18 protein-coding genes are annotated in these 14339 nt (G+C 44.4%); 14 read left to right on the forward strand and 4 right to left on the reverse strand.

Annotation, left to right across the window (positions count from 1 at the left end; all coding sequences use genetic code 11):
- Nucleotides 1-12 precede the first annotated feature (12 nt).
- The 11 genes from Q4549_RS02265 to Q4549_RS02315 all read left to right on the forward strand — a co-directional run bounded on the left by Q4549_RS02265 (nt 13) and on the right by Q4549_RS02315 (nt 10047).
- On the forward strand, nt 13-489 hold the full coding sequence (locus tag Q4549_RS02265) for a SoxR reducing system RseC family protein (RefSeq protein WP_303552797.1): 477 nt from the start codon (nt 13-15) through the stop codon (nt 487-489).
- Nucleotides 490-746: 257 nt separating this feature from the next.
- Nucleotides 747-1607: a Fe-S cluster assembly protein NifU gene (gene nifU / locus Q4549_RS02270; protein ID WP_303508927.1), complete on the forward strand. Its 861-nt coding sequence runs from the start codon at nt 747-749 to the stop codon at nt 1605-1607.
- 12 nt (nt 1608-1619) lie between these two features.
- Nucleotides 1620-2855 carry a cysteine desulfurase NifS gene (gene nifS / locus Q4549_RS02275; protein WP_303552796.1) on the forward strand — a complete coding sequence of 412 codons (1236 nt, stop codon included), beginning with the start codon at nt 1620-1622 and terminating at the stop codon, nt 2853-2855.
- 39 nt (nt 2856-2894) lie between these two features.
- On the forward strand, nt 2895-4046 hold the full coding sequence (gene nifV, locus Q4549_RS02280; RefSeq protein ID WP_303552795.1) for a homocitrate synthase: 1152 nt from the start codon (nt 2895-2897) through the stop codon (nt 4044-4046).
- A gap of 11 nt (nt 4047-4057) precedes the next feature.
- Nucleotides 4058-4339 (forward strand): nitrogenase-stabilizing/protective protein NifW, encoded by a 282-nt coding sequence (locus Q4549_RS02285; RefSeq protein ID WP_303552794.1) that lies wholly within the window; start codon nt 4058-4060, stop codon nt 4337-4339.
- A gap of 15 nt (nt 4340-4354) precedes the next feature.
- Nucleotides 4355-4813 (forward strand): nitrogen fixation protein NifZ, encoded by a 459-nt coding sequence (locus tag Q4549_RS02290; RefSeq protein WP_137673250.1) that lies wholly within the window; start codon nt 4355-4357, stop codon nt 4811-4813.
- Entirely contained in the window at nt 4803-5690 is an 888-nt protein-coding gene (gene nifM, locus Q4549_RS02295; protein WP_303552793.1) for a nitrogen fixation protein NifM, read from the forward strand. Before Q4549_RS02290 ends, nifM begins: the two co-directional genes overlap by 11 nt.
- Before the next feature lie 296 nt (nt 5691-5986).
- On the forward strand, nt 5987-8032 hold the full coding sequence (locus tag Q4549_RS02300; RefSeq protein WP_303552792.1) for a PhoX family phosphatase: 2046 nt from the start codon (nt 5987-5989) through the stop codon (nt 8030-8032).
- A gap of 78 nt (nt 8033-8110) precedes the next feature.
- Nucleotides 8111-8326, forward strand: coding sequence for a twin-arginine translocase TatA/TatE family subunit (tatA, locus tag Q4549_RS02305; RefSeq protein WP_303552791.1), 216 nt, complete (start codon nt 8111-8113; stop codon nt 8324-8326).
- 419 nt (nt 8327-8745) lie between these two features.
- On the forward strand, nt 8746-9177 hold the full coding sequence (locus Q4549_RS02310; protein WP_303552790.1) for a hypothetical protein: 432 nt from the start codon (nt 8746-8748) through the stop codon (nt 9175-9177).
- Between the two features lie 369 nt (nt 9178-9546).
- A complete protein-coding gene (locus Q4549_RS02315) occupies nt 9547-10047 on the forward strand; it encodes a GNAT family N-acetyltransferase (protein ID WP_303552789.1) in 501 nt (166 codons plus the stop codon).
- A 39-nt stretch (nt 10048-10086) separates the two neighbouring features.
- On the opposite strand, the gene Q4549_RS02320 is transcribed toward Q4549_RS02315, so the two are convergent.
- Nucleotides 10087-10731 (reverse strand): DUF3157 family protein, encoded by a 645-nt coding sequence (locus Q4549_RS02320; protein ID WP_303552788.1) that lies wholly within the window; start codon nt 10729-10731, stop codon nt 10087-10089.
- A 215-nt stretch (nt 10732-10946) separates the two neighbouring features.
- Here Q4549_RS02320 and Q4549_RS02325 point away from each other — a divergent pair, with 215 nt between their 5' ends.
- The 3 genes from Q4549_RS02325 (at nt 10947) to Q4549_RS02335 (ending at nt 12531) form a co-directional block, all read left to right on the forward strand.
- Nucleotides 10947-11423, forward strand: a complete 477-nt coding sequence (locus Q4549_RS02325) for a YcxB family protein (RefSeq protein WP_303552787.1) — start codon at nt 10947-10949, stop codon at nt 11421-11423.
- Between the two features lie 114 nt (nt 11424-11537).
- Nucleotides 11538-11957, forward strand: a complete 420-nt coding sequence (locus Q4549_RS02330; RefSeq protein WP_303552786.1) for a hypothetical protein — start codon at nt 11538-11540, stop codon at nt 11955-11957.
- Between the two features lie 37 nt (nt 11958-11994).
- Nucleotides 11995-12531 carry a GNAT family N-acetyltransferase gene (locus tag Q4549_RS02335; protein WP_303552785.1) on the forward strand — a complete coding sequence of 179 codons (537 nt, stop codon included), beginning with the start codon at nt 11995-11997 and terminating at the stop codon, nt 12529-12531.
- 59 nt (nt 12532-12590) lie between these two features.
- On the opposite strand, the gene Q4549_RS02340 is transcribed toward Q4549_RS02335, so the two are convergent.
- The 3 genes from Q4549_RS02340 to Q4549_RS02350 form a co-directional block, all read right to left on the reverse strand.
- Nucleotides 12591-13130, reverse strand: coding sequence for a flavodoxin (locus tag Q4549_RS02340; protein ID WP_137673240.1), 540 nt, complete (start codon nt 13128-13130; stop codon nt 12591-12593).
- Nucleotides 13131-13374: 244 nt separating this feature from the next.
- Nucleotides 13375-13641: an RnfH family protein gene (locus Q4549_RS02345; protein WP_303508955.1), complete on the reverse strand. Its 267-nt coding sequence runs from the start codon at nt 13639-13641 to the stop codon at nt 13375-13377.
- Nucleotides 13642-13643: 2 nt separating this feature from the next.
- The gene (locus tag Q4549_RS02350) at nt 13644-14339 is read right to left on the reverse strand and encodes an electron transport complex subunit E (protein ID WP_303552784.1); all 696 of its coding nucleotides are present in this window, start codon (nt 14337-14339) and stop codon (nt 13644-13646) included.

Below are 14339 nucleotides of genomic sequence, written 5' to 3' on the forward strand. Positions count from 1 at the left end.
GAAGCAGATCTTATGGCACAAGTAAGCTTAAATGTGGTTAGCGTGTCAGGTGATAAAGTTGTATTAGAAGGACAGCGGCAAAGTGCCTGTTCTTCTTGTGCGAGTAAAAATAGCTGTGTCACTGTGAACAGTGACACAGCTACCTTGCTACGGGCAGAACTTACCAGCCTAGCGCACTATAAGGTTGGGCAGCAAGTAGACATGAATTGCCACGACAGCTTTTTACTAAAAGCCATTATGGTGATGTTTGCTCCTGCTTTATGTGGTTTGCTTGGTTTTGCTTTATTGGCTAACTATTTGTTTGCGGCCTCTCATCCTCATACGGTCGAATACATTAATTTAGGGGCCGCTCTATTGGGTTTTGTCTCTGGCTTACTGTTAAGTCGATATTTTGCCCAGCCGCTTATTGGGCAGCTTAATCAGCAGTTGTCATTAAGGCCTACAACATCCTGTAGCAAATCTAACAAGCCATCCGATAATGTGATTTAACTCACACTGAAAATATTTATCCCGAGTTGATAAATCAATATTTATCAGTAGGTTACGCTCGTTGGTTGATTGGGTATCCCACTTGCAATACCTAATGTAGGTAATAACCCGTTGTGATTGAGTTTGCGGCCCTTGAGCAAGAAACGCTGTGTTCTAGGTTCCCAATGGCTTATCAACACTCAGTCTAGGGCAGTAATGTTGTCTTATCACAACGGGTTACTACCACTACCAATTAACTCATCATTGTGGGGTAGCGTATGTGGAACTATTCAGAAAAAGTAAAACAGCATTTCTTTCAACCCAAAAATGCTAAAGCAGTCGATCATGCAAACGCCATTGGTGACGTGGGTTCAATTTCCTGCGGAGACGCCTTGCGTCTTAGTCTTAAAGTAAACCCTGATAGTGATGTGATTGAAGATGCCGGATTTCAAACTTTTGGCTGTGGCAGCGCGATTGCCTCTTCGTCGGCATTAACTGAGATGATCATTGGTCAAACCATCGATCAAGCAATGCGTATTTCCAATCAAGATATCGTTGATTTTTTAGATGGTTTACCGCCAGAGAAAATGCATTGCTCAGTCATGGGAATGGAAGCATTGCATGCTGCGGTAGCGCAATATCGTGGAGAAGAAATTGCCGAGGAACATGAAGAAGGTGAACTCATTTGTAAATGTTTTGCCATCGACGACGCGCTAATTAAACGCGTGGTAAGCCAAAACAAACTTGAAACCTTAGATGAGGTGATCAACTACACCAAGGCTGGCGGGGCCTGTGCAGCTTGCCACGAGAAAATTGAATGGGTACTCGAAGAATGTTTAGGTGCGCCATTGGCAGATCCCATTGTCACGCCGGCTAGCCCGAGCAAAGCTAATACCATTGTTGGCAAGATACGTCTTATTGAACAAGCCCTAGAGCAAGTAAGGCCGCAACTTCAAGCAGACGGTGGTGATGTGCAATTGTCAGACGTAGAAGATGACATGGTGTTTGTTTCACTCACCGGCGCTTGTAATGGTTGTGGTCTATCGGGTGCCACCCTAGCCATGATCGAGCAGAAGATCAGTGCCGTATTAGGCGAAACAATCACTGTATATCCAACTGGCGCAGCCAGCTTAGCTTAAGGAAATAACACTATGAGCAACCTAACTACGCTAAACAAAGCCACTCCGCTGGCCTACTTGGATAACAACGCCACCACTCAAGTCGATGCCAAAGTACTGGAACAAATGCTGCCTTATTTAAGTGAGTTTTATGGTAACCCTTCTTCTATCCATCAGTTTGGTGAGCAAGTAGGTAAAGCGATAGAACATGCAAGGCAACAAGTGCAAGACTTGATCGGCGCAAGCTTTAGTAGCGAGGTTATCTTCACCTCGTGTGCCACCGAAGCCAGCGCAACAGCCATTATGTCGGCCATTGAAGCCTTTCCTAATCGAAAAGAGCTCATTACCTCAGTGATTGAACACCCAGCCACGTTAGAGCTGTGTCAAAACCTTGAGCGTAAAGGTTATACGGTGCATTGGATAAAAGTAGATGCGCGTGGTCGATTAGACATGGAAGCTTACAAACAAGCGCTGAGTAGCGAAGTCGCTGTAGCCAGTTTTATGTGGGCAAACAACGAAACTGGGAGTCTGTTCCCAATTCGAGGCATGGCAGAGTTAGCAAAACAGCATGGCATTTTATTTCACACCGACGCAGTGCAGGTTGCTGGCAAGTTACCTATTCAAGTCGCTGACAGCGGTATAGATCTGCTGTCTATCTCTGGGCACAAGTTCCATGCACCCAAAGGAGTGGGCGCCTTGTACCTGCGCCGTGGCGCCAAATTCCGACCATTACTGCGTGGCGGTCACCAGGAGCGCGGTCGTAGAGCTGGCACAGAGAATAGCAGCGGCATTGTTGGTTTGGGTAAAGCGGCAGAACTAGCCATGCAATCTATTGAACAAGATTCTGCGCGAATCAAGATGATGCGCGACCGCTTGGAAATGGGGCTGTTAGCGCGTATTCCACATTGTTTCGTGACCGGCGACCCTCGTCATCGTGTGCCTAATACCAGCAACATCGCTTTCGAGTTTGTTGAAGGCGAGTCCATTTTATTGATGCTGGATCAACACGGCATTGCTGCGTCTTCAGGGTCTGCCTGTACTTCAGGTTCACTAGAGCCATCGCATGTTATGCGCGCAATGGATATTCCTTATACCGCGGCACACGGCGCCATTCGTTTTTCGCTGTCTCGCTTTACGAGTGAAGAAATGATTGACCAAGTGCTGGCAGTGTTACCAGGCATCGTGGAAAAATTACGGATGCTTTCACCTTATTGGGATACCGCAAGCAATCAACCCGCAGAGCAAAGTTTTAGCCCTGTTTACGCTTAATCCTCAAGTATTAAGCAAACGATAGAGGGGGAGAGAACCATGTTGATTATAAACGACACCACTTTGCGTGATGGTGAGCAAACAGCGGGCGTGGCTTTTAGCGCCGAAGAAAAGCTAAACATAGCCAGTAGTTTACAAGCTGCAGGTATTGCAGAGTTAGAGGTAGGCGTACCGGCAATGAGCAGCGCCGAACGCGAGGTGATAAGTGCCATTTGCCTGCAGCTAAACACCAGTAAAACCATGGGCTGGAGCCGGCTTAATCAGCATGATATTTCACTCGCTGCTGGCCTAGGTTTAGACTATTTGGACATCTCCATTCCTGCTTCTAATCAGCAACGTGAATCGAAGTTGGCGCTTAGCAAAGTACAGTTATTTCGCTTGTTAGAACGCGGTATTGCCCAAGCTTTAGACCTAGGTATTAAGGTATGTGTGGGGATGGAAGATGCCTCGCGAGCTACCATAGACGAGCTACAAACTATTGCTGAGCTGGCGCAAAAATCCGGTGCATCGCGGCTTCGTTTCGCCGACACCTTGGGGGTACTGGACCCGTTTGCCACTGAAGTGTTTATTAGCGCCCTAAAACAAAGCAGTGATTTACAAATTGAGATGCATGCCCATAACGATTTGGGTATGGCTACCGCCAATACGCTTTCGGCTATTAAGGCGGGCGTTGACTCGGTGAATACCACCGTTATTGGCTTAGGTGAACGAGCCGGCAATGCAGCCCTAGAAGAAGTGTTAATGGCGCTGAATGTTACGCAGTTGGCAGGCCAGCGAACTATTCCCGAAATAGACTTAAAACAGCTTCCTAAAATATGTGAATTAGTGGCTCAAGCCTCTGGGCGCAGTGTGGCGGTAAGCAAAAGCATTATTGGTCAACATGTTTTTACCCACGAGTCAGGAATACACGTAGACGGTCTGCTAAAAGATCCGCAAAACTACCAAGGTTTTTCGCCCGCGTTATTGGGCCGTAACCACACCGTGGTATTAGGCAAACATTCTGGATTTTCGGCCATTGAATCGGTCTATCAATCACTCGGCATTGCCTTAACTAAGCCCCAGTGTATGGCCCTAAAATCACTATTGGTGAATTGGGCAGAACGCAATAAACGTAGCCCCAGTTCCCATGAGTTATTCGGGTTTTATCAACAATGTGTTAAGCCGCAGCTTCCACAAGCACTTTGTGTATAAAGGAGTAGGCCATGTTAGTTCACACAATAGAAGATCCAAAGTTGCAGCAGCAAATAGCCAGCTTAAGCAGTGCAGAGTCGTTTCTCGAGTTTTTTAAGGTGAGTTATCAACCCAACTTACTACAGGTAAAAAGGGTGGTGTATTTACGCTTGCTTGGTCAAGTGCTTTCCGAGCAACAATGTAGCAATTTTGACGAATTTAAAGCGGCGGTGGCCAAAGCTTACTGCCTGTTAGAAAAAGGCGTGGTGTTGGCGCATGCTGCACCCGCTTGTAAAACGTGTAGCGGCTGTTAAACAGTGAGGTAGCAGATGAATACAGCAAAATTTGGTTACGGATGCAAAGTGAGAGTGGTTGAGAATATTCGCAACGACGGAAGTTTCCCAGGCTGCAAAAAAGGGGCGTTATTAGTACGTCGTGGAGCTTGCGGGTACGTTCGACAATCGGGTTACCATTTACAAAATAACCTTATCTATCAGGTGCAGTTTATTAATCGTGGATTAACCATTGGCTGTAAAGAGGCCGAGCTAATTGATGCCGAATTGGTATGGCAGCCTAATCAATTTGAATATGGTGATAAAGCAGCGCTAAGCCTTTCTTTATCGCAAGAAGGTGAAATTGTGGCCAATAAAGGCAGTATTGTTGATGTATTAGCAGTAAGGCGTAAAGCTAAAACTAGCCCAAGTTATCGAATTCAAATTGGCGAACTCGATGTAGAGGTACCAGAGCGCGCATTGGTAAGCCTTGAGGAGGCCGCTTATGTTGGATAGCGTAGAGCTTACTGCAGATAGTCCCTTAACTAGTTCAATAGACAGCCCTCAAGCTTATCTTTGTATGAAAACCAGCATTTCTTTGTTTGAACTAAATCCAGATCAGTTAAGCCAAAAACAGGTCGCCGAGCTGCAAAGGGTAGTGAGTAAATCCTTTCATATTCAGCAAAAAGTGCTTGCCTCTAAAGAAGCAAAACTGGTGCATGTTGATGATGCGCAGCTAAACAAAGGTTTAGCGCTTATCAAACAAAATTTTGAATCCCCTGAAGCATTTAATAAAGCGCTACTGGCTAATCAGCTAAGTGAGCCAGGGCTGCGAGACGCGCTACGTTTAGAACTTAGTTGTGAAGCTGTGTTGGCGTATGTCAGTAAAAATGTCGCGCCCGTTAGCGAAGCGCAAGCCTTAGCGTTCTATCAGCAGTACCCTGAAAAATTCCTACAAGTAGAACGGCGAGCGGCCCATCATATTCTGATTACTGTTAATGAGCAGTTTAAAGAGAATGCGCCAACTCAAGCTAAGTCACGTATCTATCAGTTGGCGAAGCAAGTGAATAGTGACAATTTTGAACAGTTAGCCGAGCGGCATTCAGAATGTCCAACCGCGGTAAGTGGTGGCAAGCTGGGTTTAGTCGCACGAGACCAGTTATTACCTCAGCTAGACGAAGCCCTGTTTAACATGGACCAAGCGAGTTTTAGTCAGCCGATTTTTACCGGTATGGGTTACCACTTGTTATGGTGCAAACAAATCATGGCTGAACACAAAATACCCTTTGAAGAAGCAAAAACAAAAATTGAAGAAGCGCTTCTTGGGCAAGCGCAAAAGCAGCAACAGCGTCAGTGGTTGGTTGAAACGTGTAAAGGGTCTTCTCTTAATTGATGAGTATTTAAGTCAATAGGCACAAAATTTTGATGATTACTTGGGTATTACTTCAGTAAGCGTTCTAGAGATAAATGTTGAGTGTTGTCTATAAAAGCGAAATATTATGCTGGAAATTAATACTATTTTTTTAGAGATAGATGAAACGGCGATTACTGGTTTATTAGTATACTTGTTAATTACTTAGCGCTTAGCAAACTCACAAAATAATCCATACAAACTTAACGTAAATGTAACATTGTGGAATTAGCTTAATCCGAACAATAAATGAGAGTACTTAACTAGGATATAGCTAAATGAGCAAGGAAACATTTAACCCAACGCGTTTTAACAAAAGTAAAAACCCAAGCTTTGATGAAGTGCTAGATGTGCACCTCTCACGCCGTAAAATCTTAAAAGGCGGCTTAGGCTTAGGCGCAATGGCTACCTTTGGTGCTTTTGGTTTAGCTGGCTGTAACTCTTCTAGCAGCACTGCTGTTGGCGGTGGTGATACACCTAGCGCAACGCTAAACTTCAACTCAATCGCTGGTTCTAAAATTGATGCTGTAAGCGTACCAGAAGGCTACACTGCACAAATTCTTGCACCTTGGGGCCAACCAATAAATGCAACGGCGTCGGCTTGGCAAGATGACGGTAGCAACGATGCCGTAGACCAAAATAATGCGATGGGCATGCACCACGACGGTTTGCACTTCTTCCCGCTAAACGATGCCAGTACCGACGGCTTGTTGTGCGTAAACCACGAGTACATTGATCAAAACGCGCTACACCCCACTGGAACAGATGCTGATGCCGATGGCATCCGCAGCAGCATAGACCAAGTACGCAAGGAAATTGCTGCTCACGGCGTTAGTGTTATTCGCATTCAATTGCAAGATAATGGCCAGTGGATGATGCTAGACACTGACCCATTAAACCGCCGCTATACCGGCGCTACCGTTATGGATATTTCTGGCCCCTTAGCGCACTCTAGCAAACTAGCCACGCCATTTTCGCCAGATGGCAGCCAAGCTCGTGGCACGCTAAACAACTGTGGTAACGGCTACACACCATGGGGTACTTACTTAACCTGTGAAGAAAACTGGCCTGGTTACTTTATTAACACTGGCACCACCACTGATGAGCAAGACCGCATAGGTTTAGACACATCTGGCACTACTCGTTATGGCTGGGAAACACTCGCTGGTAACGCTGCTGAGCGAGTAGACGAGTTTGCCCGTTTTAACGTAACACCTACTGGCGCAACGGCCATGGACGACTACCGCAACGAAGCCAACGGCCACGGTTACATTGTAGAAATTGACCCCTACACAGCAAACTCACGCGCCGTAAAACGCACTGCTTTAGGCCGTTTCCGCCACGAAGGTTGTACCTTTGGAACACTTGAAGTCGGTAAACCTATTGTATTTTACTCAGGCCACGACTCGCGCTTTGAATACATGTACAAATTTGTGTCTGAGAAAATGTGGGATGCAGCCGATGCAGACCCAACAGATCGCCTAGCGGTAGGTGATAAATACATGGACCAAGGCACACTTTACGTTGCCAAGTTTGACGCTGACGGCGTAGGCCATTGGTTACCTCTTACCTTAGAGAGCGAGACCACTGCTGGCGGCACATTAGCCGACTCGTTTGCGGCACTGGAAGACATTATTTTAAACACCGCTGGCGCTGCTGATTTAGTTGGCGCAACCCCAATGGATCGCCCAGAATGGTGTGCCGTAGACCCAATTACTGGTTCTGTTTATTTAACACTAACCAACAATACTCGACGTGACGACACCACCGGTACAAACCCTGCTAATCCGCGCTTAAACAACAAATTTGGCCATGTAATTCGTTGGGACGAAGGTGACGCAGCGACCGACTTTAGCTGGGACATCTTTGTATTTGGTTCACCAGCAGATGGTGACGCAGACACCAACCTATCTGGATTAGGTGAGTTTAATCAATTTGCTAGCCCCGACGGTTTGGCATTTGATAAGCGCGGCATTATGTGGATTCAAACAGACAACGGTGCAGACGAAGTTAAAAACTACACCAACGATCAAATGCTGGCAGTAGTGCCTTCTGCGATAAAAGACGCCGACGGTAATGCTGATACCATTAACAGCGAAAACCAAGGTGAATTACGCCGTTTCTTTGTAGGACCAAACGGTTGTGAAGTTACAGGCTTTACCATAAGCCCTGACTACACCACCATGTTTGTGTGTATTCAACACCCAGGTAACTGGCCTTACAGCACCAACGCAGCAGAAGAAACACCTGTTGGTGTTGATTTGCGTCCGCGTGCATCAGTAGTGGCGATTCGTAAAAACGACGGTAGTGCTCTAGGCGTTTAAGTTACCCGGTAAACTTTAAAACAGGCTCTATCTGAGCCTGTTTGTTGTTTAAGAGCAAGAAAACAAAAAGGAGTGAGCATGGGTTTAGGTGGAATTAGTGTTTGGCAACTGGTTATAGTGGCCGTTATTGTTGCTTTATTGTTTGGTACTAAGCGCTTACGCGGTTTGGGCGGTGATTTAGGTACTACCATTAAAGGCTTTAAACAAGCTATGAGCGAAGACAATAAGGGTAAAACTACTCCAGAAACCGGTTTACGAGTTGAAACTGGCGGCAGCAAAAACCTGAGTAAATAACCGTGTTTGATTTTGGGAGCTAATGGTAATAGCCATAATGGGCTTAGCCTTGCTAGGCCCACAGCGATTACCTCAGGCATTGCGTAGCGGTTTTAGCTATAAACAGCTTAAACGCTCAATAAATCAGATATCTATAACTCTTGAGAAGGAGCTCACCTTAAGTAGCATTAATCAGTCGCTAATCACGCCACTAGAACCTACTCATAAAGTGACAGCTACAGCAGTTAGTAATAGACAACATTCGCCAACAGACTCCCACAAATAATCTCAGCTGTTTCACAGACTTTGTTTTGGGCGAACCTGCTTCTCACTTTTTAGTACTTTTTGAGCTGTTTTGTCAGCCTTGTTACTCTTGAACTGATCCAACCAGATAAAGGTGCTATTGTATGATGTAACTATCAAGAGGAATGAGGTGACTAATGTATAAAAAGCTAATCATATTAACTCTCACAATGTTTAGTTTATCAGGATGTGTGTCTACGGCGCCAACAGCAGAAGATGAGTTTGAGCTAATCGTTAAAACCAACGGCTACTATTCGTCTGAAGGTTACTCAACCAAAGTTGTTGACCAAAAATTGGTAAAGAAAAAACTGTTTTATACGCTTACGTTTGACGATCTTTCCACCAACATGCTTACTTATTTGACCACCAGCACTCCTTTAGCAAATGGCAAAGTAAGCGCCAATGCTGTGGTGAGTAAAGTTAGCAGCAAATACACGATAGCTTACGATAAGCTCAATGGTGGATATGAAATACGCTTTTACGAAAACAAAGCTGACATGAACACTGATTACATACTGCACGCTAATGAGCTAGGCGAAATTGAAGATTTTAGGTTCATTGCTAAGTAGCCATTAACACCAAGGTAAGACCCACTAAGCAGTTTGGCTTTACCATTACCAATTGTTAAAGGGCCTAGAAACTTAGGCCTCAAAAGCTAATCCAATAGCCAAGTAAGCCTAATTTTCCGCTAAGCTCATTTCTCTTCAGCCCTATACTTACATTTATGATAATTCTATCAATTTGATAGGTAGAACACTTATTCGCCAATTAGTTAGTGCTATTGTTTGGTCTAAGTAAAACGCATGGAAACTCTTGTTAAACACCTGAGTTTTCGGGTTTTCTCATAGCGGATTTAGATACTTATAATTCCTATGCGGCCTGGGCTAGTTTTGAGCCTTAAAGCTTTTGTTTAGCATTCGTAATTTGAGAAGGACATCATGGAGCGCAAAGTAAGGGAAGCACTGTTAGGTGATGTAGCTGCTATTGCTGTAATTCATGTTAACGCTTGGAAGTCTGCTTTTAAGGGCTTAATGCCAAAAGGCTATATTGATAAGTACACGGTTCAGCTAAGGCAACGTGAATGGCTACAAGCCATTAGTACCGGCGTTGAACATGTATTGGTGGCAGTAGACAATAACCAGATTGTTGGTTTCTTATCTTATAGCGAAGCTAAGGCTTCTGCTGCGATTCTCGAACTTCATAAGCTCTATCTTTGTCCTAGCGTTTACCGAAAGGGAATAGGGCAACTATTGATGGCGCAACTAGCATTAAAAGCGAAAGAAAAAGACATAGAGGAAATAAACCTTTATGTGCTGGATTCAAATAAGGTAGCGATTACCTTCTATCGTAAACTCGGATTTGAGTTTTCGGATAATAGCCTAACCGACACTTTTGAAGGTGAAACCATTACCGATCTGCAAATGGTTAAGCGGCTTTAAGTTTAAAGCAAGCGCTTTTAGCCCAGGGTTGAAACAGTATTAGCGTGATTCCATATTTGTGATTTTCAGGCTTAATAATTGTTTATCCCACTGGGTTTTATCTACCCCCTCTAACCAAAGAATCTCACTGGTGCGTGACTGCTCTTTGCGCAAATAGGTGTCCGGCATCCTAAAAATGGCTTGCCAAACTTTAACTTCTTGCTGGGTTAATAAGGTACCAGAGTCGGCATATAAACTGACTTCAAGCAATATTTGTACGTAGTTTTTGGTACCAGTGTTGACCAGTTGGAAATGCAGACCAAGCCGGTCTTTATCATCCCATTGGCTGTTGAGTAGGCTTATTTTTACGCCATTCTTTGCAGTAGACTTTAGTAACTCAGCTTGATTGATCGCTATGTCACTTAAACGCTCAGGTGAATGAGAAGACGCTGAGTTAGCCAATGGTGTTTCTGAGGCTCCTACAGCAACCGGTACTACAGCATTGCTTGTCTCAATTGAACCAGTTGTTTCACTTTGCGTGTTTAACAGCAGGTATTGCCAGGTAAAGTCGTCATTCAACTGTACTTGAGCACCATTTTGTAAGGTAACTATTTCTAAAGCTTTAGGTTCAAATTGCTCAGCTAGGCTGGGCATTACCCAAAACAAGCCACAGATTGCAGCGTAAGCGTTTAACTTTTTCAGCATTGTGTTTTGTCCTTTAAACAAGATGGTTTTAGCATAAGCAAGCATCGGAAAAATTAACACTGCAGTGGTTATTGTTTTGGCGTTTCCCTTGTGTCGTTAAAACAGTAAAATAGCGCGATAGCAAGTAGTACTTAAAGCTTGAGATTAACGATAACTAACAATCCGTTCAACCATTGAGTGCTATTAACAATATTCAACATTGATAAGTGAGTTTTATGCAGGCGTTTACCACCCAATTTACTTTGTCTCGCGCTTATCTTGCAGAGTGCTTTGATCAAACTCTACCCTATGGAAAAAATGCCAAGCCCAATTATATTCTACCTGTAGTGTTTTTTGCTTTAGGCATGGGATTGCTGGCGTTTATTGAAGACTCAGGCACGGTCGGATTTATGCTAATTGTTTTAGCGGTAATGGAAGTGCTACATATTCGGTTTCGCCGTGCATGGTGGCTAACCCGCCAAATGTGGGGCAGAAGTGCCGACAGTGAAGTAAAGTTGAGCATTGACGAGAACGGCATCAACACTCAAAACCCCTATACAAAAACCTCAGTGTTGTGGAGTGACATTCAGCGGGTGATTGAAACAGAGTTGGGCTTAATTTTGGTGGCTAAGTCTGGCGGCCAACAGTATTTGTCTAAATCGTTGTTTTCTGATGCGGTGATCAGCGAAATTCTTGCCATTAGTAATGAGTAGCCAAGACGAATTAAACCAGTACTAGGTGCTAGTTTTAACACTGCCTAAAAACGAGCTTTGAAATGAACAGTGACGATACGGCAGGCTTACATAACTTTAAGCAGAGGGTTATTTATGAATACCTTTCTTGTAGCGGCAGGAACACTCAGTGCTATAGCCGCCCTTATGCATGTGGGTTGTATTGTTTTTGGTGCATCGTGGTATCGCTTTTTCGGTGCGGGTGAAAAAATGGCGCTTCTGGCAGAGCAAAAAAGTATCAAACCTGCCTTAATCACCAGCGCTATTGTTGCAATTCTTTCGGTTTGGGCGCTTTATGCTTATTCTGCCGCAACGCTATCATTCGCTTTACCTTATCCACGTATTGTTTTAGTACTGATTACATTGGTCTATTTAGTTCGCGGATTGGCTGGTTTATTGTTGATTAAAAAGCCTATGGGCAATACACCAAGGTTTTGGTTGTGGAGTTCGGTAATTTGTTTGCTTATTGGATTGATTCACCTAGTGGGACTGAGCCAGCAATGGCCTAATCTGTAAGCCATTTTCCTCTTCGATAATTAAGGTAGGTGCAACAATGTTGCTCGAATTATTTAGCGCTAATCAATCACCAGCGGTGATTCAACTTTTTACTGAGGTATTCTCTTATTCAGAAGGAAAAGAAGAGGGGCAACTCATTGGCCATTTGGTCACTGACATTGTGGCTAATACCAAAGCAGAAGACTTGATTGGTTTTGTTGCTCTAGAAGACAAGGAGATCGTCGCCAGCATATTTTTTAGCCGCTTAGTGCTTCCCAATAAGCAAGCTGGTTATATTTTATCACCGGTGGCAGTGGCTACTCGCCAGCAAGGAAAAGGCGTGGGGCAGAAGCTAATTAATGCCGGCATCAAACATTTACGTGCTTTAGGCGGTGAGGTGTTAGTCACCTATGGCGATCCAAGCTTTTACTCAAAGGTGGGTTTTAGTCAGATTAGCCAAGATATGATTAAAGCGCCTTTAGTATTGAGTCATCCCGAAGGTTGGCTAGCTCAGTCTTTGAGCGAAACTCCACTAGCGCCAATCATTGGGGAAACAGCATGTATTGAGGCTTTAAATCACCAGAAATATTGGTAGTAAAGCATGAAATAGAAAGGGCACATTAGTATGTGCCCTAGGTACTGGTTTATAGGGTGCTACACACCAAACTCTGCTTTAATTTGTTCTAACCAACCGCTAATACGTTCTGGGTGTAACTCGCTCTGATTATCGTTATCTAACACTAGGCCTGCAAACTTACCGTTCTCTAGTAACGCAGATGAATCGTCAAACTCATAACCCTCGGCTGGCCATTCGCCAACAACATCGGCGCCGGTTTCTAGAATTGCATCGTACAATTCACCCAAGCCATCAACAAACTCGCCTGCGTAATTCACTTGATCGCCTAAGCCGTATAATGCCACCTTAATACCTGCAAAGTCTGCTACGTCTAGTTGGGGCATAAACTCATCCCAACTTTCTGTTTGGCAGTCGGCTGCTAAACCAGGTAGTTGGCCTTCACCTAGGGTTGGTGTACCTAGAATAAGCATTTTGTAAGAGGATAGGGTGTCTATGTCTACACGATTAATGTTAAGCGGCTTGTCGCTAAGTTCCGCCCCCAATTGTTGATGGATCTGCTTAGCGATTTTGCGAGTAGTACCGGTGTCAGTACCAAAAAATATGCCTATCTCTGCCATGTTCGTACTCCTTAATATGCTGGCTTATTGTTAGTGTTGCAATAAGTAAGCCAACCCTTTAATTCATAATTTACAGTGACTTACGGCTTTACTTTATTTTGTTAGACAGACGATTGTTGTAAAGGTGACAGGGTTTTGCATGTAGATTGTGCTATTTATTACTTAGTGGGTTTGTTCTGGTTTCCAGTATCGATAACGAAAAAACACTGCGGGTGCAGTGTTTGATGGAAATAAATGTAGCCTTTTAATCATCTTCGTCGTCATCGTCTTCAACGGGAGGGCTCCAAGTAATCGGTCGATAAATTTCTACTCTATCCCCTGCAACTAGCTGGCTCTCTAAGGTGACGAATTTACCAAACACACCTACCTTTTGCTTTTCTAGTTGGATCTCGGGACACAAATCCAAGATACCTGATTGATGTAAAGCGTTAATCACGCTGCTTTCATTCACTACATCTACATTAATGCACAGTTGCTGCTGTGGGGTGGCATAAGCAATACTCACTAACATCACTAGGCTCCTTCTGATTGTGCTGTAGGGCTTAGCTCGGGCGTAGCCTTGAGCGCAGCCATAGACTCTAGCTTTTGTTGAATAAGCCTATGCACACTAAGTAAAATGCCTAAAACAATAAAACCACCTGGCGGCAGTATCACTAACAGCAAGCCTCGGTAGTCAGGTATTACGGTAAACTCTATCGCCCTAAATGCTGCACCCAATAGAATATGAGCATCGGCGAACAGCGTACCTGAGCCAATAATTTCTCTAATACCGCCCAAGAATACTAATACCCAAGTAAATCCAATGCCCATGGCTAAGCCGTCGACAACAGCAGGTAACGGCGCTTGGCGACTAGCGAATGATTCAACTCGACCTAAAATGGCACAGTTAGTCACGATTAATGGAATGAACAAGCCAAGCACTTTGTGTAGCGGATGAACCCAAGCATTAAGTACCATGTCGGTTATGGTGACTAAGGTTGCTATCATCAAAATGTTGATTGGGATCCGCACTGCGCGGCTAACATAATCTTTAGTTAAGGCGCTAATTAAGTTAGCTAATACCATAACGACTAAACTGGCCAGCCCTAAACCTAAGCCGTTTGTAGCGCTAGACGTTACGGCTAACAAGGGACACAAGGCTAAACATTGGCCCAGCACAACGTTGTTATTCCATAATCCGTCGGCAATTATGCGTTTGTATTGGCTCAT

It is taken from the genome of Agarivorans sp. 2_MG-2023 (assembly GCF_030548085.1).
In the GTDB taxonomy this organism is placed as follows: domain Bacteria; phylum Pseudomonadota; class Gammaproteobacteria; order Enterobacterales; family Celerinatantimonadaceae; genus Agarivorans.

Bases quoted from the DNA above. Each gene is read 5' to 3' on its own strand.
- Q4549_RS02265 (WP_303552797.1), top strand. From the start codon at position 13: ATGGCACAAGTAAGCTTAAATGTGGTTAGCGTGTCAGGTGATAAAGTT.
- nifU (WP_303508927.1), top strand. From the start codon at position 747: ATGTGGAACTATTCAGAAAAAGTAAAACAGCATTTCTTTCAACCCAAA.
- nifS (WP_303552796.1), top strand. From the start codon at position 1,620: ATGAGCAACCTAACTACGCTAAACAAAGCCACTCCGCTGGCCTACTTG.
- nifV (WP_303552795.1), top strand. From the start codon at position 2,895: ATGTTGATTATAAACGACACCACTTTGCGTGATGGTGAGCAAACAGCG.
- Q4549_RS02285 (WP_303552794.1), top strand. From the start codon at position 4,058: ATGTTAGTTCACACAATAGAAGATCCAAAGTTGCAGCAGCAAATAGCC.
- Q4549_RS02290 (WP_137673250.1), top strand. From the start codon at position 4,355: ATGAATACAGCAAAATTTGGTTACGGATGCAAAGTGAGAGTGGTTGAG.
- nifM (WP_303552793.1), top strand. From the start codon at position 4,803: ATGTTGGATAGCGTAGAGCTTACTGCAGATAGTCCCTTAACTAGTTCA.
- Q4549_RS02300 (WP_303552792.1), top strand. From the start codon at position 5,987: ATGAGCAAGGAAACATTTAACCCAACGCGTTTTAACAAAAGTAAAAAC.
- tatA (WP_303552791.1), top strand. From the start codon at position 8,111: ATGGGTTTAGGTGGAATTAGTGTTTGGCAACTGGTTATAGTGGCCGTT.
- Q4549_RS02310 (WP_303552790.1), top strand. From the start codon at position 8,746: ATGTATAAAAAGCTAATCATATTAACTCTCACAATGTTTAGTTTATCA.
- Q4549_RS02315 (WP_303552789.1), top strand. From the start codon at position 9,547: ATGGAGCGCAAAGTAAGGGAAGCACTGTTAGGTGATGTAGCTGCTATT.
- Q4549_RS02320 (WP_303552788.1), bottom strand. From the start codon at position 10,731: ATGCTGAAAAAGTTAAACGCTTACGCTGCAATCTGTGGCTTGTTTTGG.
- Q4549_RS02325 (WP_303552787.1), top strand. From the start codon at position 10,947: ATGCAGGCGTTTACCACCCAATTTACTTTGTCTCGCGCTTATCTTGCA.
- Q4549_RS02330 (WP_303552786.1), top strand. From the start codon at position 11,538: ATGAATACCTTTCTTGTAGCGGCAGGAACACTCAGTGCTATAGCCGCC.
- Q4549_RS02335 (WP_303552785.1), top strand. From the start codon at position 11,995: ATGTTGCTCGAATTATTTAGCGCTAATCAATCACCAGCGGTGATTCAA.
- Q4549_RS02340 (WP_137673240.1), bottom strand. From the start codon at position 13,130: ATGGCAGAGATAGGCATATTTTTTGGTACTGACACCGGTACTACTCGC.
- Q4549_RS02345 (WP_303508955.1), bottom strand. From the start codon at position 13,641: ATGTTAGTGAGTATTGCTTATGCCACCCCACAGCAGCAACTGTGCATT.
- Q4549_RS02350 (WP_303552784.1), bottom strand. From the start codon at position 14,339: ATGAGCCAATACAAACGCATAATTGCCGACGGATTATGGAATAACAAC.